The following is a 22,675-nucleotide window of genomic DNA, read 5'->3' as shown; positions in this document are numbered from 1 at the left end:
ATAGAGAGCGCGCGCGGTCGTTTCGCGCTGGCGTCTCGTCGCTCATGTCCCTGCTGCATCGTCTCGTCACTCCCCTGGTTTTTGCCGTTGTTGCCCTGGTGGGCAGCACGGGCGTTGCGTCGGCAGCGGCAGCGCAGGCCGCACCGGCCGCACAGTCCGGCCCGATCACGGTGCAGGATGTGTCAGGCCGCACGGTCGTATTGCCCAAGCCTGCAACCCGCGTGGTGTTGGCGCAAGCGCGCTATTTGCCGGTGTTGGGATTGATTCACCCGGATCCGGTCAGCATCCTGGCCGGTTGGTCCGATGAGTTCAAAACCTCGTTTGCCAACGAGTATGCCGCATACAAAGCCAAATTCCCGGCGATCGAGAATATCCCCGTCGTCGGCCGCCACACGGCGGATACGTTCTCGGTTGAGAAAACGCTGTCGTTGCGCCCCGATCTGGTGATTTTGACGTCGGCCTTCGCCGGCATCGCGCCGGGCGCGGATCCCCAGTCGTCCACGTTGATCCGCCAGTTCGATGCGGCCGGCGTGCCGGTCGTGGTGGTCGATTTCTTCATGCGGCCATTGCAGAATACCGAACCCAGTATTCGTCTGCTGGGTCAGGTGCTGGGCCGCGCAGAGCAGGCCGAGGCCCTCGTGGCGTTTTATCGCCAGCACATGGATCGCATCGCCGCCCGCACGCAGGTCGCGGGGCGCGCCAAGCCGCCGGTGCTGGTGCACGCGCACGCCGGCAGCACCGATTGCTGCAACTCGCCGGGGGTGGGTACGTTCAACGACATGATTTCGCTGGCCGGCGGCCACAATATCGGCGCCGATGTGCTCAAGGGCGCAACGGGCCAACTGGGATTCGAGTACATCAACAGCCGCAACCCGGCGGTGTACGTGGCCACCGGCACGGGTGCCACGCGCCGCGCGGGCGCCGGTCTGACGATCGGCATGGATGCCGATCCCGAGCGGGCGCGCGCGAGTTTGCAGGCGGTGATCGATAGTCAGCGGTTGGCGGCGCTTTCTGCGGTGCGCACCGGTAATGCCCACGGCATCTGGCACGGATTCAACGATTCGCCATTGCACGTGGTCTTCATCGAAGCGCTCGCACGTTGGCTCGATCCGGTCGCCTTCGCCGATGTGTCGGCCCAGGCGACGCTGGACGACATCAATACGCGGTTCGCCGCGGTGCCTTATCGCGGCGCCTTCATGGTGGATCTGACCCCTTCGTCAGGCGATGCCGCCGCCGGGCCGAGCAGCACAACGCGTGTGGGCAGCGCAACGCCTGGTGCCGCTTCGGGTGCCGACACGTCCGGCGCCGGACGCTGATCGCGCTGGGCATGCCGATCGCAACGCCTCACCCGGTTACGGATCGTCCGCCTTGGCGCTACGCGGGCGACGATGTGCGCGACTGGCGCTCGGCAGATGGGCGGCGCGCCTACCGAGTAAGCGTCGCGGTGCCCGAGGGCGAGGCGCCGGCTGCAGGTTATCCGGCGTTGTTCTTGCTCGATGGCGACTTGATTGCGGCGCCGCTGGCTGCTGGTTTGCCGGCGCTCGGCGAGCCGGTCGTGGCCGTTCTGATCAGCCATGCGCCCATGGGCGCTCAGGCCCGCGAAGCTCGCGCCTGGGATTACACGCCGGCCATTCCGGGGTGCGACCCTTTGGCAGATCCGCGCCAACCCGCCTGGCGCAACGGCGGGGCCGATGATTTCCTGGCGCTTCTGAACGACACCATCGTGCCGGCGGTGCTGTCCAGTCATCCGATCGACCGCAGCAGGTTGACGTTGTATGGCCATTCCTACGGTGCGTTGTGCGTGTTGCGTGCCGTGCAGGCGCAACGCACACCGGCGTTCGCGCGCTACGTGGCGGCAAGCCCGTCGGTGTGGTGGCACGATGGCGCGATCGCACGTCTGCCGCACGGTGACGCCCCGTTATCGGCGCCGCGCATCGGTGTGCTCGTGCTGGCGGGCACGCTCGAGGCGTGGCACGCCCAGGCGGCGGGCCCCGATGGTTCGCCGGCTTCGCGCGCGGGGGGCACGCCCACGCTGCCGATCACGTATGGGCTGGCGCGGCATTGGGCGGCCATCCCGCACGTGAGCGTGGTTTTCGAGGCGGTCGAGGGCGGCACACACCACAGCATGCTGGCGCAGTCGATCGTGCCGGCCATTGATTTTGCACGTTGCACGCAAGCGGCCATCGACGCCGCGCGGCTGCAGCCTGATTTGTTGGAGACACCTTCTTGATGCCGAATCGTATTTCTTCCACGCGCCGGAGTTTGATCCTGGGCGGCATGGGCGCCGCTGCTGCGATCGGGCTGCCCCAGTTCGCCCGCGCGGCCAATGCGCCGATCAAGATCGCGTTGGTGACGTCGCTGTCCGGCCCCTTTTCGTCGTTGGGCGAGAGCATGCGGGCCGGGCTGGAACTGTTTCTGGCCGAAAACGGCAATCAGATGGGTGGGCGTCCCGTGCAGTTGCTGATCGAAGACGATCACGGCAAGCCCGACGAAGCAGTGCGCAAGGTGCGCAAACTGGTGGGGCAGGATCGCGTCGACGTGATCTGCGGCGTCATCAGTGCGGCCGTGGCGCTCGCGATCCGCGATATCGTCACCGAGTCGAAAACGTTGACGTTCATCATCAATGCCGCCGCCAACGCATTGGCGCGCGAGGCCGCCAGCCCCTATATCTTCCGCACCACCAAGACGAGCTGGATGCTGGCCCATCCGGCCGCCCTCTGGACGCACGAGCACGTGGCGAAGTCGGGCGGTATCACGCTGGCCTCCGACTACGCTGCGGGCCGCGAGTATGTCAACGACTTTGCCGAGACATACCAGAAGCAGGGGGGCAGCCTCGGCCGTCAGTTCTGGACGCCGCTGGGCACCACCGATTTCGCACCGATGCTGATGAATGTGGCATCGATGAATCCCGAGTTCATCTACGCTTTCCTGCCGGGCGCCGATGCGGTGCGCTTCCTGAAGCAGATGAAGGATTTCCGCCTGCAGGACAAGATCCGGCTCGTCGGTCCCGGCGCGTTGTTCGATCAGGAAGACGTGCTGCCGGCTGCCGGCGACGCGGGTCTTGGCGGCTTGAACGCGTTTCATCAATCGCCGGGCGCTCCGGCGTCGGCATCGTTCGTGGCTGCTTATGGCCGGGCGCGCAATCGTCTGCCGGGTGAGGCCAGCACGTCCGGCTACACCGCCGGCCAAGTCATCAAGGCCGGTATCGACGCCGTCAGCGGCGATGTGGCGCAACGCGATGCGCTCAAGAAGGCGTTGCTCGACAAGCCCGTGGATACGGCCTTCGGCCCCATGCGCTTCGATCCGCGCAACAACCAGGCCATCCTCGACATCTACATCAACGAGGTGAGAAAGGGCCCCGACGGCAAGCCGTTCAATACCGTTCTGCATACCTACCCGGGCATTCAGGATCCTGGTCCAGGCGCTGCATCGAAGTAACTCATGGCTTATACCGTCGTCCAGATCCTCAACGCCTTGTCCTTTTCGGTGCTGCTCTTGCTCACCGGCTTGGGCTTGTCGTTGGTGCTCAGCCTGATGAACTTCGTCAATTTGACGCATGGTTCCTTCTATCTGCTGGGCAGCTACATCGGCATTCAGTGGCTGGCATCGGGCGCACCGTGGTATCTGGCGTTTCCGGCGGCATTCGTGATCACCGGCGCGGTGGGTTGGCTGCTCGACCGTTATCCATTTCGCGGTTTCTATCCGCGCACACACTTGATGCAGGTGCTGCTGACCTACGGCTTATCGGTGGTGTTTGCCGATCTGATGCGATGGGGGTTCGGTGCGGATACACGCACGCCCGATCTGCCGGAGATGCTGTCGGGCGTGGCCTTCATCATGGGCTTCCCGTTTCCGATCTATCGCTTGTTCATCATCGGCGCGGGCCTGATCCTGGCGCTGGTGCTGTGGCTGCTCATCGATCGAACCTTGTGGGGTGCGGCCATTCGCGCGTGCACGGTCGATCGTGCCATCGTCGAAACCCTTGGCATCGACACCCGTAAATTGTTGACGGCCGGCCTGGTGCTGGCCGCCGGGCTGGGTGGGCTGGGCGGCGCGCTCGGTGCCGGCATGCTATCGGCCTATCCGGGCCTGGACGAAGAAGTGCTGTTGCTGGCGTTGCTGGTGGTCGTGGTGGGTGGCTTGGGCAGCTTTGCCGGCACGGTCGCCAGCGCGCTTTTGATCGGTTTCGTCACCACGTTCGGCCGGATGTGGGTGCCCGAGTTCGCCAATTTCGTCACGCTGGGCTTGATGGCCCTGATTCTGGTCATGCGGCCCGTCGGCTTGCTGGGTCGCGAGGCGAGACAGGTATGACGCGCGTCTGGCAGGGTCTCGCCCTGGTCGCCTTGATCGCGGCAGCGCCGTTGTCGGGCGAAGGATTCGTGTTGCGCTTTGCCGCCGAAATCCTGTTGGTCGGTGCGGCCGTCATGAGTTTGAATCTGTTGATCGGGGTGGGCGGTCTGGTGTCGTTGGGGCATGGCGCCGTGTTTGGCGCAGCTGCTTACTGCGCCGCCGTCGCCGCGCAGGCCTGGGGCGCAAATGTGTTCATGGTGATCGCGATCGGCATGGTGGCAGGCATGCTTATATCTGCGGCGATGGCGCTCCTCACACTGCGCAGCAGTGGCTTGTTTTTCCTGGTGCTCACGCTCGTGGGTGGGCAGATGGTGTGGGAAGTGGTCTTTCGCTGGCGCGACGTCACTGGCGGCGCCGATGGCTTGCGGGGCTTTCCGGCGTTGTCATGGGGGCCCGTACCGCTCGCGTCCCCGCTGGCGCTGTATGCGGTGGCGTTGTTGATCGCGTTGATCGGATGGGCCGCGCTGCGCAGTTTCGCGCGCGCGCCATTGGGTCAGGCGCTGCAGGGCATGCGCGATCAGCCGTTGCGGATGCGGGCGTTGGGATTCAGCCAGGGCCGTCTGCGCCTGCAGGCGTTTCTGATGTCGGGCGCGGTCGCCGGGGCGGCAGGGGCCGTCTTTCCTTTCGTCAATCAGTACGTGGGTCCGAACACCGTGCACTGGAGCATGTCGGCCACGCTGGTGATCATGGCCGTGCTGGGTGGCATCGGCACGTGGTTTGGCGGCTTTGCCGGTGCCGCGCTCTACCTGCTGGCACAGACGCAGCTCAGTTCCTACACCGACCGCTGGCAGTTGATGATCGGGTTGCTGTTCGTCGTCACGGTCATTTTCCTGCCCCATGGCATCGTGCCGGCGTTGCGCAGGAGACGCGAATGACCGCTGCCGCAAACGTGCCGTCCGCAGCCATCGCCGTCAAGGCCACCGCCGCCCCGTCGACGTCGGCCGCGGCGCCGCGCGTGCAGCTTGCGGCCATCGAGAAATCGTTCGGCGGCGTGCCGGTCTTGCAGCATATCGATCTGGACGTGCAGGCCGGCCAGACGCTTGGCCTCATCGGCCCCAATGGCGCGGGCAAGACCACCTTGTTCAACATCATGAGCGGCTTTCTGACGGCCGACCGCGGCACGGTGCGCCTGGATGGCCAGGATATCTCCCGCTTGGGTCCCGAAGCGCGCACGCACCTTGGCGTCGTGCGCACGTTTCAAAAGAGCCTGGTGTTTCCCTCGATGACGGTGCGTCGCAATGTGGCAATGGCGGCGCGTGCCGTGGCCGGCACCGGCTACCGCTGGTGGCAGGCGGGCGCCGCACTGCGCGATGCGGATGCCCGCGCCGATGCGTTGCTGGCGCAGGCCGGGCTCTCGGCCCGCGCGGAGACGCTGGCCGCCGATCTGTCGTATGGCGAACAACGCATGGTGGATCTGACGATTGCGCTCGCGCAGTCGCCACGCGTGCTGTTGCTCGATGAACCTACCGCGGGGCTTGCCGAAGAAGAGGGCGCCCGACTGCTCGCATTGGTGCGCCAGCACCATGCCGAAACGGCAGTCGTGCTGGTCTCGCACGATATCGACATCGTTTTCGGCCACTGCGATCGCGTGGCCGTGCTCGACCTGGGCGTGCTGATCGCCGTCGATACGCCCGAAGCGATTCGAGGCGATGCACGGGTGCTGGCCGCCTATCTGGGCATGCCGGCACAAACGCTGGCGGAGGTGGCGGCATGACGGCCACGACCGATCGTCTGGGACGCACGCCGGCACTGCAGTTGCGCGACGTGAGTGTGGCTTATGAGGGTGCCGACATTCTCACCGGCGTCGATCTGACGGTCGCGCAAGGCGATGTGCTGGCGCTGTTGGGCCGCAATGGCGTGGGCAAGACGTCGCTGCTTAACGCCATCTTCAATCTGGGCCCACGCGTGCGCGGCGAGATTCACGTCAAGGGGCAAGCTGTAATGGGCTGGCCCACACATCGCATCGCCAATCTGGGCGTGGGGCTGGTGCCGCAGGGACGCGGCGTGTTTGCACCCTTGAGCGTGAGCGAAAGTCTGCGTCTGGCGACCCTGTCGCGGCGCGACGTGCCCGAACGCTGGACGTTGCCGCGCGTCTATGACGCCTTCCCAAGGCTCTACGAAAAGCGGCGCGCGGCGAGTGGCGCATTGAGTGGCGGCGAGCGGCAGATGCTCGCGTTGGCGCGCGCGTTGCTGACCCAGGCCGATCTGCTGGTGCTCGACGAGCCGAGCGAAGGGCTGTCGCCGAAAGCTGTCGACGATCTGCTCGTGCACCATCTGCCTCGGCTGGCGGCCGAGGGCATGACGGTGGTACTGGTCGAACAGAACCTGTCGCTGTGCCTGCGCGTGGCACACCGCGCGGCGGTGCTGGCGCAAGGCCGCGTCGCGTACGACGGCGCGATTGCCGACCTCCGTGCCGATCGCGATCTGCAGCATCGTCTGTTGGGGGTGTGATGACGACTGCGATCACCCTGTTGCCCACCCTTGTCGACCCGGCCACGATGGCGCGTTTTGCGGCCGTGCTGACCCCCATGGAGACGGCCCGCGCAGCCCGCTGGCGGCAAGCGGCCGATGCGCGCCGCTACGTGGTCACACGCGGCGCGCTGCGCGTGCTGTTGGCCGCGCGTGTGGGCGCCGCCCCGCAATCATTGGCATTTTCGACGGGCGCGCGCGGCAAGCCTGCCTTGGACGGCGCCGCGTTTGCAGACCTGCATTTCAATGTGTCGCACGCGGGCGATTGGGCGCTGATCGCGCTCGCCACTACACCCGTCGGGATCGATATTGAGCAGTGCCGGCCGCTCGATTATCGGGCGGTGGGCGCGCAAGTGTTCAGCGCCGCCGAGCAAGCGCGGGTCGACGGCGCAACCGATCGGCCGCGCGCATTCTTCGATCTGTGGACCGCCAAAGAGGCCCTGCTCAAGGCATGGGGCTTGGGGCTGGGCGATATGCCTGCCGGGTTCACCACGCCCGAGCTTGACGGTTCCGCAGGCACGGCGCGGATCTCGCCGATGCCCGGCCTCGCTCCTGCAGCGCCCGGATGGATGGCCCGCCTGCCTGTGCCGGAAGGCTATTGCGGCACCGTGTGCGTGCAGCAGCCTTGCGCTGTGCCCACCTTCACCTTTTCGCTTTGCGCGCCGGATGCACTGTTGCGCGCTAAGCATGATCTTCAATGTGTTCGATGAAATGAAACCTGTCTCTCAGATCTGGCCTGACGATTTGGCTGCGCGTTACCGCGCCGCCGGCCATTGGCGCGGCGAAACTTTCGGCGGTTGGTTGCGCGAACGGGCGCAAGCCCATCCGGACAAAATCGCTATCGTGGGCGGCGACACGCGCTGGAGCTATGCCGAGCTGGACCGCCGCGCCAATGAGATGGCTGCCGGTTTGCGCGCCAGCGGGCTTGTGGCCGGCGATCGCGTGGTGGTGCATCTGCCCAATATTCCCGAGTTCTTTGAAGTGGTGTTCGGGCTCTTTCGCGCGGGCATCCTGCCGGTGTATGCGCTTCCCGCGCATCGCATCACCGAGATCGCGCATTTTGCGTCGTCTTCAGAGGCAAGTGCCTACGTGATCGCGGGGCGTCACGAAGGATATGACTATGCGGAGCTCGCCGCCGAGTTGCAGCAGCGTTTGCCCGCGGTGCGGCAGGTATTCGTGGCCCGTCCCGATCGCGACGGGCAAACCGGGTTCGCCGATCTTGCGGCGCGCGGGCGCGCGCAGCCCTTGCCGGCGGAAGCGGGGCCGAAACCGTCCGACGTGGCGTTCCTGCAGATTTCCGGTGGCAGCACGGGCCTATCGAAACTCATCCCGCGCACGCACGACGACTATATCTACACCTTGCGCGAAAGCGATGTGATCTGCGGGATGGACGCCGAGAGTGTGTTTCTCGCCGCGTTGCCGATCGCCCATAACTATCCGATGAGCTCGCCCGGCGTGCTCGGCGCCTTGTATGCCGGCGCCCGCGTGGTGCTGAGCCCGTCGCCCAGTCCCGAAGCGGCGTTTCCGTTGATCGAGCGTGAAGGCGTGACGATGACGAGCCTCGTGCCGCCGCTGCTGTTGGTCTGGCTGCAGGCGCGCCCGAATAGCCAACACGACTTGTCCTCCTTGAAAGTGATGCAGGTCGGCGGGGCCAAGCTCGCACCCGAAGTGGCGCGGCGCGTGCGCCCGGTGCTGGGCATTACGCTGCAACAGGTGTTTGGCATGGCGGAAGGGCTGGTGAACTACACCCGCCTGGACGATCCGGAAGAGGTCATCGTCAATACGCAAGGCCGCCCGATCAGCGCCGACGACGAGGTGCTCGTGGTCGACGATCTGGGGCAGCCCGTGCCGGAAGGCGAGCCGGGCTATCTGCTCACACGCGGGCCTTACACCATACGTGGTTACCACAACAACGACTCGGCAAACGCCCGCTCGTTTACCGAGGACGGTTTCTATCGCACCGGCGATATCGTCAAACGCAATGCCGACGGTTATCTGTCGGTGCAGGGCCGCGCCACTGACCACATCAACCGCGCCGGCGAAAAGATTTCGGCCGAAGAAATCGAAGACCATCTGCTGGCCCATCCCAATGTGTTCGACGCGGCTGTGGTATCGATTCCGGACGAGTATCTGGGCGAACGCACCTGCGCCTTCATTATTCCGCAGGGCGAGAAGCCGCGCGGCGCGCAGATCAAACAATGGATACGCGATCGCGGCCTGGCCGATTTCAAAGTGCCGGATCAGGTGGTGTTTGTGGACAAGTTCGCCGAGACGGCCGCACTCAAGATCAGCCGCCGCGAATTGCGCGCCGCGCTTCGCGCACGGCTGACGACGCCCGAGCAAGGAGAACAGGCATGAGCGCGAATACACAGGATCGCCCGACGGCATTGACCCTCGATAGCATGCGGGCCGACATCGCGCGCGTGTTGCATGAAGCGCCCGATGAAGTGGGCGATCACGACAGCCTGATCGATCTGGGTCTGGATTCGATCCGAGCCATGGCGCTGGTCACGCAGTGGCGTTCGGCCGGGGTCGATCTGCAATTCTCCGAACTGGCCGAAACGCCCACGCTGGCGCATTGGTGGCACGTGGCCGAGCAAGCCCTGGCACGTGCGGCAAAAGGTGGTTCACAGGCATGATGCAAGGATCGACCGCGCCGCTGACCGAGGCGCAAGCCGGGATGTGGTTTGCCCAGCGCCTGGATGCGGTAAACCCGATTTTCAATACGGCACAGCGCACCGATATCGAGGGCGACCTCGATGTCGATGCGTTCGCGTGGGCGGTCGATACGGCAATGGATGAATGCGACAGTCTGGCGCTGCGCGTGGTTGAAATCGAAGGCGTCCCGCACGGCGTGGTCGATGCCGCGATGCGTCCGCGTTTGCAGGTGATCGATGTGTCGCTGGAGGCCGATCCGCAGGCCCGCGCGCAGGCGTTGATGGCGGCCGACATGCAGCGCCCCACCGATCCCGCGCACGATCCGATGGCGGCGCAATGGCTGCTGCGCACCGGACCCGGCACGCATATCTGGTATCAACGGGTGCATCATCTGGCCGCGGACGGTTACGGCATGGCGCTCATCGACGCGCGCGTGGCACAACTATATCGCTCGCGCGTGACGGGCGAAGCCGCCGGCACACCGCTGGCGCCGCTCGCCAACGTTCTGGAGGAAAGCGCCACCTATCTGGGCTCGGAGAAACGGGCGGCCGATCGCGCGTATTGGCTGGATGCGCTGGCCGGCGGCGAACCGGCGATCGGGCTGGCTGAAGGCGTGCCGCTGACGGCGCATCGCTTTCTGCAGGCGGGGGTGGCGTTGCCGGACCGCTTTGCCGAACACCTCGCCGTGCTTGCACAACGTTCGGGTGCCTCGTGGCCCGACATTCTGCTGGGCTTGTGCGCGGTCTACGTCGCCCGCATGACGGGACGTACCCGCGCCGTGGTCGGCGCACCTTACATGGGGCGCCTGGGCAGTGCGAGTGCGCGCGTGCCCGCCATGGTGATGAACGTGCTGCCGGTGGCGATCGACGTGGACGAGCGTCAGCCCATGGACGCGTTCATGCTGGAAACATCGCGGGCATTGCGCCGTGCGCGCCGCCACGGCCGCTACCGCAGCGAACAACTGCGCCGCGATCTGGGTTTGCTGGGCGGGCAGCGCCGCCTGTTCGGCCCCCTGATCAACGTACTGCCGTTCGACAATCCGCCTGCGTTGACCGGACTGCGCACGCGCGTGCAGGTCATGTGTGCCGGTCCCGTCGACGATCTCACATTGACGTTCCGCGGTGACGCGGCCGGCCAGCACATCCATCTGGCTGTGGAAGCCAATCCCGCGTTGTATCGCCAATCGGACGTCGACGCGCATCTGGCGCGATTGGCCGATCTCCTGCAGCACGCGGTGGCCGCCGAACGCCTGGCCGATGTGCCCACGTTGACGGCCGAAGAGCGGACGCAGTGGCAGCGCGATGCGCACGGCGACGTGCGTGCGGTGCCGCGCACCACGTTGGCCGCGCTGCTCGACGAGGCGCTGCACACACATGCCGCATCGGATGCTGTGGTATTCGAGCGATCGGCCTTGACGTATGCCGAGCTCGACGCACGCAGCCGCCTGCTGGCGCACACACTGGCCGGGCAGGGCGTGCGTCGTGGCGATGTGGTTGCGCTCGCCATGCCGCGCAGTCTTGAACTCATGGTGGCACTGGTCGCAGTCATGCGTGCCGGCGCCGCCTATTTGCCGCTCGATCTGGCACATCCTCGCGATCGGCTGGCTGCCATTCTCGGTTCGGCGTCGCCGCGCGCCGTGCTCACCTTGCAAAGCGTGCGCGATGCCGTGCCGTCCGAAACGGCGCTGTGCGTGGACACGATCCTGGCCGCGGCACCGGTCGATGAACCTGCCGCTGCACTTGCCGCCGGACGTGCCACTTCAGCGTCGACGTTGACGGTGCCCGAACCCGGCGATCCCGCGTACGTGATCTACACCTCCGGCTCGACCGGTGCGCCGAAAGGCGTGGTGGTGGCGCACGATGCCATCGTCAACCGGTTGTTGTGGATGGCAGAGCATTACGGCTTCGGTCCTGCTTGCCGCACCCTGCAGAAAACCCCGGCCACGTTCGATGTGTCGGTGTGGGAATTTTTCCTGCCGCTCATTACCGGCGGCGTGTTGGTGGTGGCGCCGCCCGAAGCGCACAAGGATCCCGCGTGGCTTGCCGATATCGTGCGCACGCAGCGCATCGATACGCTGCACTTCGTGCCGTCGATGCTGTCGGCCTTCCTGGCCGAACCGTCGGCCAAAGGCCTGCACATGAAGCGCGTGTTCTGCAGCGGCGAAGCCTTGCCGGCGGCCGTGCGCGATCGCTTTCACCAAGTGTTTGCGGCCGAACTGCATAACCTTTACGGGCCGACCGAAGCGGCCATTGATGTGAGCTACTGGCCTGCGGCTGCGCACGATCCGTCGGTGCCGGTGCCTATCGGGCATCCCGTGTGGAACACCGCACTCTATGTGCTCGACGACTGCCTGCGACCGTTGCCGGTGGGCGTGGCCGGCCATCTTTACATCGCGGGCCGGCAACTGGCACAGGGTTATCTAGGCCGCCCGGATTTGACGGCCGAGCGCTTCGTGGCCGATCCCTTTGGCGAGGCGGGCGCACGCATGTACGTCACGGGCGATCTGGCCCGCAGGCGCGCCGATGGTGCGCTGGTGTTTCTGGGACGTTCCGATCACCAGATCAAGATTCGCGGTCAACGCATCGAGCTCGAAGAGATCGAAGCCGTACTGGCCCACGCGCCCGGTGTGGCGCAGGTGGCCGTGATCGTGCGTACCGATCAGCCCGGCCAGGATCGCATCGTGGCCTATGTGGTGGCGCACGATCATGCGGTGCTGGCGCGCGATGCCTTGCGCACCCATGCCACCCAGCGCTTGCCCGATTACATGGTGCCGGCGGCATTCGTGATCTTGCCGGCGCTTCCCATCACTGCCAATGGCAAGCTGGACCGGCGTGCCTTGCCGCAGCCGCCGCAAACGGTGCGTGTGGGGCGTGCACCCGCCACGCCCACTGAGCGCACAGTCGCCGATCTGTTTGCCGCCGTCCTCGGCCATGCCGGGGCGGTGCAGGGGGCCGACGATGACTTCTTCGAGCTCGGCGGGCATTCGTTGCTGGCCGCGCAATTGGCCTCGGCCATCCGGCAACGGTGGGGCTATGCCTTCAGCCTGGGTGCCGTCTTCGAGCATCCCACGGTCTCGCGCATGGCGCAGCACCTGGATGCGCTCTCCACATTGGCGGGCGACGACCAGGCGCGCGCGGCGAGCGCAGGCGGATTTGGCGCCGTGATCGGCCTGCGGCACGGCCCCGACGATCGTCCGGCGTTGTTTTGCGTGCATCCTGCGGGCGGGTTGAGCTGGTGCTACGGTGCGCTGGCCCGCGCGCTCTCGCCGGATCGCACGGTGTATGGCCTGCAAGCACGCGGCCTGCATCCCGACTGCCCCGACGCACCGGAGAGCATCGCCGCGATGGCGTCCGAGTATGTCGACGCCTTGCTCGCGTTGCAACCTGCCGGGCCCTACCATCTGGCCGGCTGGTCGGTGGGCGGCATCATCGTGCAGGCGATGGCCGCCGAGCTGCACCGCCGGGGTTGTCCAGTAGGCGCACTCGCCATGCTCGACGCCTATCCCTGCGATGTCTGGCGCGACCAGCCGGCGCCGCCGCCCGACGCGATCTACAAAGCCCTGCTGCACATTGCCGGCTACGACCCGGCCGGTTTGATCGATCTGGCCATGACGCGCGACGGCGTCGTCGATTTTCTCCGCCGCAGCGGTCACCCGCTGGGCGAATTGCCCGACGACATGATCGACGGCGTTTTCCGTGTGGTCGCCGAAAACAACGCGATGGTGCGTGCGCACCATCACACGGTGTACCCCGGCCATCTGATGTATTTCCGCGCCGCGCTCGATCACGAGGGCGAAAACCTCTTTCCACGCCAGTGGTCGCCGTACGTGGCGTCATTGGATATTCACGAGATCCCCAGCGTGCACGCCCACATGGTCGGCGCCGATGCCACCGCACTGATTGCGCCGCTGCTGGCGGCGCACCTGGACGCGTGCGATCGCGCCACGACGCTTACTCCTTCACTGCACGATGACGGCTAAATCTTTCTTCATGGACATCAGTCCGCTGCGCGACAGTCCGGCATTCCGGTACGCGTTCGCAGCCCGCACGGCTACGGTGCTCGTCACCGGCATGCTGCTGGTAGCGGCGAGCTTGCAGCTGTTTCAGATCACGCAATCGTCGGTGGCGGTTGCGGCGCTCAATGTGGCCATGGCCGTGCCGATGGTGCTGGCATTGATTGCCGGCGGCGTGCTGTCGGATCGGCGTGACCGCCGCTCGCTCATGCTGTGGTCCCGCTCGGCGTACGCGGTAGGCGTGTTGCTGTTCTTCGTCAACGCCTTGTTGCCCGAGCCCACGATCGCATTGATCTACGTGGCCGGCATGATCAGCGGGGCGGCGGGCGGCATCAGCGTGCCGGCCATGATGGCCGCCACGCCGGCGCTGGTGGGACGCGAACGCCTGGCTGCCGCTGCAGCGCTCGGGGGGCTGTCGATGCAGATCGGTGGCATCGTGGGGCCCGCACTTGCCGGGGCACTGATCGCCGGGCCTGGACTCGTGTTCTGCTACGCCATCGTGCTCGTGGGGGTGTTGGCCACCCCGTTTTTGCTGTATCGCCTGCCGCCATTGCCGCCACCGCCGCGCAAGGTGTCCATCCGTGCCGCCGCATCTTTCATCGAAGGGTTGAGCTACATCCGCAGCAACGCGTTGTTGCGCGGTCTCCTGCTGATCGATCTGGCCGCCATGGTGCTTGCGACGCCGCTGGCCTTGTTGCCGGAATGGGGGACGCGCATCCTCGGTGGCGGGCCGCAAGTCGCCGGTTTCCTGTATGCCGCGCCCGCGATCGGCGCCACGCTTGCCGCGTTGAGCAGTGGCTGGACGCGCCGGGTGGTGCAGACGGGCCATGTGTTGATCGCTGCCGTACTCGTGTGGGGGGTATCGATCGTGCTGTTGGCCCTGGGCACCTCGTTGTGGTGGGCGATGATCAGCCTGGCCTTGATGGGCGCGGCCGACACGATCTCCAAGATCCTGCGCGGTGCATTGGTGCAGCGGTATACGCCGGACGAATTGTTGGGTCGCGTATCGAGCATCTGGATGATGCAGACCTCGATCGGCCCGGCGCTGGGTAATGTGCAAGTCGGTTTCGTGGCGCGCCTGCTCTCGCCGCCGCTCGCGTTGCTGATCGGTGGCGTGGCGTGCGTGGCAGCGGTGAGCGCCGTGGCCGCCACCTCGCCCGCATTGCGTGCGGCGCAACTGCAAGGCGTACGCAAGCCGGGCGCTGAGGGATCAGCGCGTGAGGAGAAAGCAACGTGAGTCCTGCTTCAACGCCAGCGCTTGTGCGCTCCTGTAGACCGTTCGCAGCCTAAAGGCTGCGCCAGCGGTTATCCATTTTCACGTCAAAGAGGAACATCATGCATTCGACCCTTTCGATCGCGCCCCGCAGCGGCCGCCGCGTTCTGGCTCAGGCCGGCCTTGCCCTGGCGACGCTGACGCTGTCGATCGCTGCCGCCTATGCCGCGCCGACGTTCGAACAAACCGATACCGACTTCAAGGGCAGCGTATGGTCGTCCGGCGCACTGCCGGGTAGCGAAGCCAAGCTGATGGGCCGCGCGTTCACGCCGGGCCAGAAGGTCACGCTGTATCGCGCCGGTCAAGCGCTCAACAACGGTGAAACCTACACCGTGAACGAGAAGGGCGGTTTCGAAGCCACCGTTGCGATTCCCGCCGATGCCACGCCCGGTTTGCACCCCGTCGTTGCCAGCGCCGCCAATCCCACCGCTGCCGCATTGTTCGATCTGAAGGTGTCGAGCAAGCTGCCGCTGTCGGGCCAGGACGCGTTCACGGTCACGAGCGAGAAACTGGTGCAGGGCCTTTATCAAAGCGCCTACAGCCCCAAGAGCGATCGTTTGTTCGTGACCTCGGCGGTGGGCCGGCCGCCCGTCAAAGAATCGCAACTGCTCAAGCTCAACGCCAAGACGCTTGCCACCGACGCGAAAGTGTCCGCCGCCAAGGTCACCACGCGTGACGACGGCCACACCTATGCCATGTACGGCGTGGCCACTGACGACACGCACAACAATGTGTGGGTGACCAACACGCGTGACAATACCGTTGCCGTCTACAAGCAATCGGATCTGAAACTGGTCAAGCAATTCCCGGCCGGCCTGGCGCCGCATGCACGCGATGTCGTGGTCGACGAGAAGCTCAACAAGGCGTACGTCTCCACCCCGGGCAAGAACTGGATCGTCGTCTTCGACACCAAAAAACTCGCCCACAAGACCAACATCGCCATCGAGTCGGATGAAGACAAAAGCTTCAGCACGATGAGCATCGCGTTGGATGACGCCAATCACAAGCTCTACACCGTCAGCGGCGCCACGCGCGAAGCGGCCGTGATCGATACCAAGACCGACAAGGTCGAGCGCGTGATTCGTGTACCCGGCATCAAGAGCGGATCGGGCATCGCTGTGGATGGCAAGGGCAAGCGCTTGTACGTGGTTGCCCAGGGCTCGGACAATCTCGTCATCATCGATCTGGATTCGGGCAAGCCGCTGCACACGGTCGCCGTAGGCGCTGGTGCGCTCAACGTGGCATTCGAACCCAAGAGCGGCCTGGCCTACGTCGTGAGCCGCGGCGCCGGCACGGTGACGGCGGTTGACGCCAACGGCAAGATCGTCGGTAACCTGGATGGCGGCACGTTCCCCAACCATGTGGTGTCCGACAACAAGGGCGATGTGTTCGTGATCAACAAATCCAAGGGCGCCGACGATGCCCAAGGCGATCGCATTTCGCGCGTCACCCCGAAAAAGTAAGCAGGACGTGCGAGGCGGGCCGGGCCTTGCCTTGCACGGATCCGATGCTGTGTAACGCGCGTTGAGCAGACTGGATACGCGCCGTTGCAGACATTGCGCCCGGCAGTCGTATCATGGCAGCTTCGGAATACAAGGCTGACGATGGTACGACCTGCCGACCCCAGCGCCGCCGACCCGCGTGCCGCGCAGCTCAAACACATGAAGCGCGGCGCGCTGGCATTGCTCATCGCAATGATTGCCGGCTTTGTGCTCAGCCACGCCATGGGCGCGCAAGGCGTCTGGGCCTGGGTGAGGGCGTTCTGTGAAGCGGCCACCGTGGGCGCACTGGCCGACTGGTTTGCCGTGGTGGCGCTCTTTCGCCATCCCCTGCATCTGCCGATTCCCCACACGGCCATCATTCCCAACAACAAAGCCCGGATCGCCGACAACCTGGCGATTTTCGTGCGCGATCATTTTCTCGAGCCGGAAACCCTGCTGGCGAAACTGAAGTCGCTCGACCCGGCCAAGCGGCTGGGCGATTGGCTCGTGCAGCCGGCGCAAACCCGCCAACTGGTGCAGGGGATGCGTAAAGTGGCGCTACAGTCGCTCGATCTGCTCGACGAGCATGCGGTGCGGCGGGTGATCCAGGAATTTGCCATCACCAATCTGAAAAAGTGGAACGCCGCGCAAACCGCCGGCGAGGTGTTCACGCTGCTCACGCGTGACGGCCGCCATCAGAAATTGCTCGACGCCGCGCTTGAGCGGCTCGGGGGCTATCTTGCGCAAGAGGACGTCAAGGCGCGCGCGTCGGGGCTGATGGTGAAATTTGCCAAGAAAGAATGGCCTCGCATCGTGACCACGTTGAACCTGGTGTCGTCGGTCGATGACATCGCCGACAGCATGGCCGACAAGCTTGCCCGGGCGCTGCTGGATGAGCTGCAAGAGGTGCTTTCGCAACCCGATCATCCCGTGCGCCGCGATTACGAACAGTGGGCGATCGACTATATCGAACGCCTGCGGTCCGATCCCGAGGTTGCCGAGCAGGTCGAAACACTCAAGCAACGCGTGATCGCGCATCCGAAGGTACAGGAGTTCGTTCAAGGGCTGTGGGACGACATCCACGCGGCGTTGCGTCGCGATCTGGCGGCCGAAAATTCCATCCTGGCCAAGCATCTCGAAAGCGCGTGTTTGGCAATGGGCGAGCGGATCGCCAGCGACCCCGCACTGCGCGATGCGCTCAACGATCATCTGCTGACCAGCGCGCGCAGCATGACCGACAGCCTGCGCGATGGTGTGACCGACCACATCGCCAAAACGGTCAAGAACTGGGACGAGCGCCAATTGGTGGACGAGCTCGAACTCAGCGTGGGCCGGGATCTGCAATACATCCGATTCAACGGCACCCTTGTGGGGGGCTTGATCGGCGTGATCCTGCATGCGGCGGTTTTGTTGGCGGCAGCGGTGTAGGGCGCCGGCAGGGCTGCGCGCAATGCATTGCCATCGTGCGCTTTGCAAACTCAGACATTCAACTTCGATCAATCCGCATTCGTCGCTCAGCCTCGACTCATTCACTGCCATCAATCAGCCTCGATCAATCAACTGCCATCACGCAACTTCGGTAACGCGACGGCAACTTCACCAAGGAATCAGCATGACCGACCTATCCGGCTTTCCCATCACTAAAAAATGGCCCGCCCAGCATCCCGATCGTATTCAGCTCTATTCCTTACCCACCCCAAATGGTGTGAAGGTATCGATCGCGCTCGAAGAACTGGGGTTGCCGTATGAGCCGCATCGGGTGAATTTCGATACGCAAGATCAGATGACGCCTGAGTTTCTGTCGCTCAATCCCAATAACAAGATTCCCGCGATGCTGGATCCCGATGGTCCGGGCGGCAAGCCGCTGGGCTTATTCGAATCGGGTGCAATTTTGATGTACCTGGCTGAGAAAACCGGCAAGTTGATTCCGCAGGATGCCGCCGGGCGATACGAAACGCTGCAATGGATCATGTTCCAGATCGGCGGCGTGGGCCCGATGTTTGGGCAGCTCGGCTTCTTCCATAAGTTTGCCGGCAAGGATTATGACGATAAGCGCCCGCGCGATCGCTACGTGGCCGAATCCAAGCGGTTGCTGGCCGTGCTGGATAAGCGCCTGGAAGGCCGCAACTGGATCATGGGCGATGAATACACGATCGCCGATATCGCCATCTGGCCTTGGGTGCGCAATCTGAACGGCTTTTACGGCGCGGGCGAATTGGTCGGCTTTGACGACTTCAAGAACATCGCCCGCGTGCTGGAAGCCTTCGTCGCCCGTCCGGCTGTAGTGAAAGGATTGACGATCCCGGCTTGACGCAGCGTGCAGCCACCATCGGTTCGACCGAGGGGCGGCATCGCTGTTCGAATACGCTGCAGGTACGGGCTGCCCGCATCGACGGCCCGTATCAGCCGCTTATCGTTGCCGTCCTGATAAGCGGCCCGTATCAGTTGTCCGTATCAACCGCCGCAGGGGGGCGCGTTCCGGGCGGCCTCCTGGATTTCTGCCATCGTCATCTTGCGAATGACCGTCCCCATCGACCACGTATGGCCGAAGGGATCCTTGATCTGACCGTATCGCTCACCCCAGAACATGTCCGTGGGCGGCATCGTGACGGTCGCGCCCGCGTCCGTCGCTGTCTTGACGGCTGCATCCACATCGGGCACGGCCATATGAATGACCACCGGCGAACCCTTCAGCGCGATCGGCCCCAGCATTTCCCATTGGGGATTCTCTTCCATCAGCATCAGCATCGAATCGCCCACTTTCAATGAGGCATGCATGAGTGTCTTGCCATCCGGCATCATCAACCGCATCAGTTCAGTGGCGCCAAGCGCGCGCTTGTAGAAGTCGATGGCACTCACCGCGTCCGCGCACACGAGGTGCGGCGTGAGCGTGGGTGGGGAATAGGTAACGTTGTCTGGCGAAGTCGAGGTGTTCATGTGACAGGTCTCCAAGAGCGCAGGTAGGTGAACGAGCGTAGAACGCGTGGATTGGCGTCCTTCATCACGACGACGAATGGGTGAGACGAAAATCGACAGCCGCGCTGGAAAATTTTTGATTTCGGGTCTAATACGCCCATGGACACCCAAAAAGACATCGAACAGCGGCTGATGGAGCTGGAGATCAAGGCAAGCTACGCCGACGATCTGCTGGAGCAGCTTAACCAGACCATATTCCGTCAACAACAGCAGATCGAACACCTCGGCCGCGAGTTATCGACCTTGCGCGATCAGATCCCAGAGGGCGGCAGCACGTTCCGCAGCTTGCGCGACGATATGCCCCCGCACTATTGAGCGTCGCAGGTGGCGCTTGGTGTGCACCCCCGTTTAAGGAACTAACATGGACGCAGATTTTTGGTTGGCGCGTTGGGAAGAGGGCGCGACGCATTTTCATCAGCAGCGCGTGACGCCGCTCCTGCAAAAGTACTGGCCCACGCTGGCCTTGCCCGCGGGCAGCAAAGTCCTGGTGCCGCTCTGCGGCAAATCCTTGGATATGGTCTGGTTGGCCGAGCAAGGTCATCAGGTGCTGGGCGTCGAGCTGGCCGAAGTCGCCGTTCAGCAGTTTTTCTCGGAAAACGCGCTCGATCCTGTGATCTCGCAGTCCGCTGTGGGGAGTCATTACCGCGCCGGCAATATCGAGATCATCTGCGGTGATATCTTTGCGCTGGACGACGCAGTGCTGGGCGGATGCCTGGGTGCCTACGATCGCGCGGCACTGGTGGCCTTGCCTGAGGAGATGCGTGCCCGATATGCCGCGCATGTGTACGGCAAGCTGGCGCGCGATTATCGTGGGCTGTTGCTCACACTCGATTATCCGCAAACGCAAATGCCGGGTCCGCCGTTTTCGGTGGGCGACGATGAGGTGCAACGCTTGTTCGTCGGCCATTCGACTGCCACGTTATTGAGCCGTCGCGATATCCTGGATAAGGAGCCGAAGTTTGCCGAACGTGGGCTCAAGCAGCTCGATACCCTGGTGTACAAGCTGGCCGCCGGCATTTGAATCGTTAGCCGTGCCGTGCCGTGGTGCCGAGCCGTGCCGAGCCGTGCCGACCCGACCCGTGCCGACCCGTGCCCACCCGTGCCGACCCGATCCGTGCTGAGCCGACCCGAGCCAGTGGCGAACGTCTCCAATCATTATCCCGACATTATTTCTACTCATGAAAAGCAGTTTAAAAGGCGGTCTGGTTTATTCCACCGAAACGGGACGTATGTGTCCCGACTGCCGCAAGCCGGTGGCTCAATGCACGTGCAAAGCGCAGGCCCAGTTGGCGCCAACTGGCACCGGCGCGGTGCGCGTTTCGCGTGAATCCAAAGGGCGAGGCGGAAAGAGCGTCACGCTCGTTCGCGGCGTCGCATTGGATCCGATTGCACTCGCCGCGCTGGGAAAGCAGCTGCGAACGGCATGCGGATCCGGCGGCACGGTGAAAGATGGCGTAATCGAGGTGCAAGGCGATCATTGCGACAAGCTCGTTGCGCTGCTCAACGCGCAGGGGCATCGGGCCAAGCGCGCGGGCGGCTGACGCCACATGCCCCTTGACCGAAGTCGTCAAGGCGGCTGATTCCACACGCCACATGATGGAAAGCGTGTAAACACCACGGATTTGAGATGACCCATTCCGATTCTTTACAAGTCACCAGCTGGCATGCGCACGTTTATTTCGATGCTGCCACGCGCGATACCGCATTTGCATTGCGCGATCGAATCATGACCGCTCTGGGCAGCATGATCGAGATGGGGCGTTTTCATGAACGCCCGGTGGGACCGCATCCGCAATGGAGTTATCAGATCGCTTTTACGCCCGATCGTCTTGCCGCTGTGTTGACGTGGCTGACGCTCAATCGCGCTGGGCTCGATGTGTTCATGCACCCCAATACGGGCGATGCGCTACGGGATCATCGGGATCGCGCCGTTTGGATCGGGCGCAGTTACACGCTTAATCTGGGCATTTTCGATAACTGAACCGTAGACGGATTGATTTATGCCCATCGGCTGTTTACATTCAGCCTTTAATAATCTGATGGGCTCAGGGCGTGACAGTCGAGAACTCTTTGATTCGAAGGATAGGAAATACGATTGCGAGTGCGGCAATCTTTCCCATACTACCGATAGCGGTGATCTGGGGCTGCAAGGAGTTGATGTTCGATATCTGGTGGCCCTTGTGGGCGCCGCCGGGAGAAGATGGCGCCGAAGCCGAGCCTGCATTTGCTTTGTTCGCGACCCCACTGCTGCTCGTCGTCATCGCGCTGCTTCTCGGCGCATTGACACTGTCCGAACAACTGCTATCGAAGCGCTTTGGCCGCGTGACCTGGCATCGGGTCGTCCTTGGGGTGCCCCGCGTCGTCCTGGTCGCCATCGCGGTCTTGTTCTTTGTGGCTTCCGCAGGGTTATTCGTGGGCGTTACCCGGGAATACACCAGATACTGGCAGATTCCAGTCGGCTACGCGTTGATGGCGATCACCATTGCTGCGTTTCTGGTCCAGCAGTGGCGCCGATTGACTGCTAATTCATCAAGCGGCAGGCATATCGCGGCACCATGATCCGATAGGTGTTTTCCCGATGGAACAACCCCCATTCCTATTTGTTCTATTGACGGTACATTAGGACACTCCTATCGTGGCTTTCCATGCGAGCCACGATGCCTTTGCCGAAATACCATCAGATCTATCTGATCCTGCGCGAACAGTTGCAGGAGGGTCGGTTCGACCAGGGCGTGCCGGGCGAGCACGTATTGGCCGGGCAGTTCAACGTGGCGCGAATCACCATTCGGAAAGCAATGGAGATGCTGGTCGCAGACGGGTTGGTGTCGCGTCGGCCAGGCCGGGGCACGCATCCCGTGCATCCCGCCACAACAGCGCCCGCACCCAAGTCGCATCCCGCGCCGCCACGGCACCAGAAAGCCAATCTCACCGGCTTGCTGGAAAACATCGTCAATATGGGTTTGCGCACCAGTGTGCGCGTGCTCGAAAGCGCGGTCGTCACCGCCACGCCCCAAGTGTCCGAGGCGCTGCGACTGGCCTCGCGCAGTGAGGTGCTCAAGGCCATCCGCGTGCGCAGCACCGACGATGGCCCGTTGTCGTTCATTACCACCTACGTGCCGGCATCGCTGGCCACTTTCGATCACGCTGAACTGCAGCACAAGCCGCTGTTGATGCTGCTCGAAGAGGCCGGCGTGGAGCTGGGCGCCGCCACGCAATCCATTTCGGCCAAGCTGGCCGATGCCGTCGTTGCGCGCGAGCTGGACGTGGCGGTGGGTTCCGCTTTGTTGTCGGTCACTCGGGTCGTGTTCGACACGCTCGAGCGGCCGGTGCAGTTGCTGCAAGGGCTTTATCGCCCCGATCGTTATCAATACCAACTTCAACTTTCGCGCGTCGGCAGTATCGATGCGCGTGTCTGGGTCAGCGAAGAGCTGTCGGCCCAGTTCCATTGACGTCCTT

At 64.1% G+C, this 22,675-nt stretch carries 22 protein-coding genes; 21 read left to right on the top strand and 1 reads right to left on the bottom strand.

The window, feature by feature from the left end; genetic code table 11:
* The first annotated feature begins 44 nt into the window (after positions 1-44).
* The 15 genes from EYW45_RS18835 (at position 45) to EYW45_RS18765 (ending at position 18,554) form a co-directional block, all read left to right on the top strand.
* Positions 45-1,316, top strand: a complete 1,272-nt coding sequence (locus EYW45_RS18835; protein WP_161136944.1) for an ABC transporter substrate-binding protein — start codon at positions 45-47, stop codon at positions 1,314-1,316.
* A gap of 11 nt (positions 1,317-1,327) precedes the next feature.
* A complete protein-coding gene (locus EYW45_RS18830) occupies positions 1,328-2,230 on the top strand; it encodes an alpha/beta hydrolase (protein WP_161136943.1) in 903 nt (300 codons plus the stop codon).
* Positions 2,230-3,438 (top strand): ABC transporter substrate-binding protein, encoded by a 1,209-nt coding sequence (locus EYW45_RS18825; RefSeq protein WP_235939110.1) that lies wholly within the window; start codon positions 2,230-2,232, stop codon positions 3,436-3,438. The genes EYW45_RS18830 and EYW45_RS18825 overlap by 1 nt, the downstream gene beginning before the upstream one ends.
* A gap of 3 nt (positions 3,439-3,441) precedes the next feature.
* Positions 3,442-4,311, top strand: a complete 870-nt coding sequence (locus EYW45_RS18820; RefSeq protein WP_161136942.1) for a branched-chain amino acid ABC transporter permease — start codon at positions 3,442-3,444, stop codon at positions 4,309-4,311.
* Positions 4,308-5,225, top strand: coding sequence for a branched-chain amino acid ABC transporter permease (locus tag EYW45_RS18815; protein ID WP_161136941.1), 918 nt, complete (start codon positions 4,308-4,310; stop codon positions 5,223-5,225). The genes EYW45_RS18820 and EYW45_RS18815 overlap by 4 nt, the downstream gene beginning before the upstream one ends.
* Positions 5,222-6,064 carry an ABC transporter ATP-binding protein gene (locus EYW45_RS18810; RefSeq protein ID WP_161136940.1) on the top strand — a complete coding sequence of 281 codons (843 nt, stop codon included), beginning with the start codon at positions 5,222-5,224 and terminating at the stop codon, positions 6,062-6,064. Before EYW45_RS18815 ends, EYW45_RS18810 begins: the two co-directional genes overlap by 4 nt.
* Complete coding sequence (locus EYW45_RS18805) at positions 6,061-6,801, top strand: ABC transporter ATP-binding protein (RefSeq protein WP_161136939.1); 741 nt, start codon at positions 6,061-6,063, stop codon at positions 6,799-6,801. Before EYW45_RS18810 ends, EYW45_RS18805 begins: the two co-directional genes overlap by 4 nt.
* Positions 6,801-7,529 carry a 4'-phosphopantetheinyl transferase family protein gene (locus EYW45_RS18800; protein ID WP_161136938.1) on the top strand — a complete coding sequence of 243 codons (729 nt, stop codon included), beginning with the start codon at positions 6,801-6,803 and terminating at the stop codon, positions 7,527-7,529. The genes EYW45_RS18805 and EYW45_RS18800 overlap by 1 nt, the downstream gene beginning before the upstream one ends.
* A 1-nt stretch (position 7,530) precedes the next feature.
* Positions 7,531-9,177 (top strand): (2,3-dihydroxybenzoyl)adenylate synthase, encoded by a 1,647-nt coding sequence (locus EYW45_RS18795; protein WP_161136937.1) that lies wholly within the window; start codon positions 7,531-7,533, stop codon positions 9,175-9,177.
* Positions 9,174-9,458 (top strand): phosphopantetheine-binding protein, encoded by a 285-nt coding sequence (locus tag EYW45_RS18790; RefSeq protein ID WP_235939109.1) that lies wholly within the window; start codon positions 9,174-9,176, stop codon positions 9,456-9,458. The genes EYW45_RS18795 and EYW45_RS18790 overlap by 4 nt, the downstream gene beginning before the upstream one ends.
* Positions 9,455-13,456: a non-ribosomal peptide synthetase gene (locus tag EYW45_RS18785; protein WP_161136936.1), complete on the top strand. Its 4,002-nt coding sequence runs from the start codon at positions 9,455-9,457 to the stop codon at positions 13,454-13,456. The genes EYW45_RS18790 and EYW45_RS18785 overlap by 4 nt, the downstream gene beginning before the upstream one ends.
* Positions 13,446-14,726 (top strand): enterobactin transporter EntS, encoded by a 1,281-nt coding sequence (gene entS / locus EYW45_RS18780; RefSeq protein WP_161136935.1) that lies wholly within the window; start codon positions 13,446-13,448, stop codon positions 14,724-14,726. Before EYW45_RS18785 ends, entS begins: the two co-directional genes overlap by 11 nt.
* 98 nt (positions 14,727-14,824) lie before the next feature.
* The gene (locus EYW45_RS18775) at positions 14,825-16,225 is read left to right on the top strand and encodes a YncE family protein (RefSeq protein WP_161136934.1); all 1,401 of its coding nucleotides are present in this window, start codon (positions 14,825-14,827) and stop codon (positions 16,223-16,225) included.
* Positions 16,226-16,366: 141 nt separating this feature from the next.
* A complete protein-coding gene (locus EYW45_RS18770; RefSeq protein ID WP_161136933.1) occupies positions 16,367-17,671 on the top strand; it encodes a DUF445 domain-containing protein in 1,305 nt (434 codons plus the stop codon).
* 184 nt (positions 17,672-17,855) lie between these two features.
* Positions 17,856-18,554 carry a glutathione S-transferase N-terminal domain-containing protein gene (locus tag EYW45_RS18765; protein ID WP_161136932.1) on the top strand — a complete coding sequence of 233 codons (699 nt, stop codon included), beginning with the start codon at positions 17,856-17,858 and terminating at the stop codon, positions 18,552-18,554.
* A gap of 143 nt (positions 18,555-18,697) precedes the next feature.
* Here the strand turns inward: EYW45_RS18765 and EYW45_RS18760 are convergent, their stop codons facing one another.
* Positions 18,698-19,180: a VOC family protein gene (locus EYW45_RS18760; protein WP_161136931.1), complete on the bottom strand. Its 483-nt coding sequence runs from the start codon at positions 19,178-19,180 to the stop codon at positions 18,698-18,700.
* Positions 19,181-19,318: 138 nt separating this feature from the next.
* Here EYW45_RS18760 and EYW45_RS18755 point away from each other — a divergent pair, with 138 nt between their 5' ends.
* From EYW45_RS18755 to EYW45_RS18730, 6 genes are all read left to right on the top strand, one after another.
* Positions 19,319-19,534: a SlyX family protein gene (locus EYW45_RS18755; RefSeq protein ID WP_161136930.1), complete on the top strand. Its 216-nt coding sequence runs from the start codon at positions 19,319-19,321 to the stop codon at positions 19,532-19,534.
* A 46-nt stretch (positions 19,535-19,580) separates the two neighbouring features.
* The gene (locus EYW45_RS18750; RefSeq protein WP_161136929.1) at positions 19,581-20,240 is read left to right on the top strand and encodes a thiopurine S-methyltransferase; all 660 of its coding nucleotides are present in this window, start codon (positions 19,581-19,583) and stop codon (positions 20,238-20,240) included.
* A 157-nt stretch (positions 20,241-20,397) separates the two neighbouring features.
* Positions 20,398-20,760 (top strand): translation initiation factor Sui1, encoded by a 363-nt coding sequence (locus tag EYW45_RS18745; protein WP_161136928.1) that lies wholly within the window; start codon positions 20,398-20,400, stop codon positions 20,758-20,760.
* A gap of 86 nt (positions 20,761-20,846) precedes the next feature.
* A complete protein-coding gene (locus tag EYW45_RS18740) occupies positions 20,847-21,200 on the top strand; it encodes a DOPA 4,5-dioxygenase family protein (RefSeq protein ID WP_161136927.1) in 354 nt (117 codons plus the stop codon).
* Between the two features lie 176 nt (positions 21,201-21,376).
* Positions 21,377-21,778 carry a hypothetical protein gene (locus EYW45_RS18735; protein ID WP_161136926.1) on the top strand — a complete coding sequence of 134 codons (402 nt, stop codon included), beginning with the start codon at positions 21,377-21,379 and terminating at the stop codon, positions 21,776-21,778.
* 86 nt (positions 21,779-21,864) lie between these two features.
* Positions 21,865-22,668, top strand: a complete 804-nt coding sequence (locus tag EYW45_RS18730) for a GntR family transcriptional regulator (RefSeq protein ID WP_161136925.1) — start codon at positions 21,865-21,867, stop codon at positions 22,666-22,668.
* Positions 22,669-22,675 lie beyond the last annotated feature (7 nt).

The organism is Schauerella aestuarii (assembly GCF_009866805.1).
GTDB classification, from domain to species: Bacteria; Pseudomonadota; Gammaproteobacteria; order Burkholderiales; family Burkholderiaceae_B; genus Schauerella; species Schauerella aestuarii.
This window is presented reverse-complemented; position numbering and strand designations above follow the sequence as displayed.

Bases quoted from the DNA above. Each gene is read 5' to 3' on its own strand.
- EYW45_RS18790 (WP_235939109.1), top strand. From the start codon at position 9,174: ATGAGCGCGAATACACAGGATCGCCCGACGGCATTGACCCTCGATAGC.
- EYW45_RS18765 (WP_161136932.1), top strand. From the start codon at position 17,856: ATGACCGACCTATCCGGCTTTCCCATCACTAAAAAATGGCCCGCCCAG.
- EYW45_RS18740 (WP_161136927.1), top strand. From the start codon at position 20,847: ATGACCCATTCCGATTCTTTACAAGTCACCAGCTGGCATGCGCACGTT.
- EYW45_RS18800 (WP_161136938.1), top strand. From the start codon at position 6,801: ATGACGACTGCGATCACCCTGTTGCCCACCCTTGTCGACCCGGCCACG.
- entS (WP_161136935.1), top strand. From the start codon at position 13,446: ATGACGGCTAAATCTTTCTTCATGGACATCAGTCCGCTGCGCGACAGT.
- EYW45_RS18785 (WP_161136936.1), top strand. From the start codon at position 9,455: ATGATGCAAGGATCGACCGCGCCGCTGACCGAGGCGCAAGCCGGGATG.
- EYW45_RS18825 (WP_235939110.1), top strand. From the start codon at position 2,230: ATGCCGAATCGTATTTCTTCCACGCGCCGGAGTTTGATCCTGGGCGGC.
- EYW45_RS18760 (WP_161136931.1), bottom strand. From the start codon at position 19,180: ATGAACACCTCGACTTCGCCAGACAACGTTACCTATTCCCCACCCACG.
- EYW45_RS18830 (WP_161136943.1), top strand. From the start codon at position 1,328: ATGCCGATCGCAACGCCTCACCCGGTTACGGATCGTCCGCCTTGGCGC.
- EYW45_RS18770 (WP_161136933.1), top strand. From the start codon at position 16,367: ATGGTACGACCTGCCGACCCCAGCGCCGCCGACCCGCGTGCCGCGCAG.
- EYW45_RS18755 (WP_161136930.1), top strand. From the start codon at position 19,319: ATGGACACCCAAAAAGACATCGAACAGCGGCTGATGGAGCTGGAGATC.
- EYW45_RS18730 (WP_161136925.1), top strand. From the start codon at position 21,865: ATGCGAGCCACGATGCCTTTGCCGAAATACCATCAGATCTATCTGATC.
- EYW45_RS18775 (WP_161136934.1), top strand. From the start codon at position 14,825: ATGCATTCGACCCTTTCGATCGCGCCCCGCAGCGGCCGCCGCGTTCTG.
- EYW45_RS18815 (WP_161136941.1), top strand. From the start codon at position 4,308: ATGACGCGCGTCTGGCAGGGTCTCGCCCTGGTCGCCTTGATCGCGGCA.
- EYW45_RS18795 (WP_161136937.1), top strand. From the start codon at position 7,531: ATGAAACCTGTCTCTCAGATCTGGCCTGACGATTTGGCTGCGCGTTAC.
- EYW45_RS18835 (WP_161136944.1), top strand. From the start codon at position 45: ATGTCCCTGCTGCATCGTCTCGTCACTCCCCTGGTTTTTGCCGTTGTT.
- EYW45_RS18820 (WP_161136942.1), top strand. From the start codon at position 3,442: ATGGCTTATACCGTCGTCCAGATCCTCAACGCCTTGTCCTTTTCGGTG.
- EYW45_RS18735 (WP_161136926.1), top strand. From the start codon at position 21,377: ATGTTCGATATCTGGTGGCCCTTGTGGGCGCCGCCGGGAGAAGATGGC.
- EYW45_RS18805 (WP_161136939.1), top strand. From the start codon at position 6,061: ATGACGGCCACGACCGATCGTCTGGGACGCACGCCGGCACTGCAGTTG.
- EYW45_RS18810 (WP_161136940.1), top strand. From the start codon at position 5,222: ATGACCGCTGCCGCAAACGTGCCGTCCGCAGCCATCGCCGTCAAGGCC.
- EYW45_RS18745 (WP_161136928.1), top strand. From the start codon at position 20,398: ATGAAAAGCAGTTTAAAAGGCGGTCTGGTTTATTCCACCGAAACGGGA.
- EYW45_RS18750 (WP_161136929.1), top strand. From the start codon at position 19,581: ATGGACGCAGATTTTTGGTTGGCGCGTTGGGAAGAGGGCGCGACGCAT.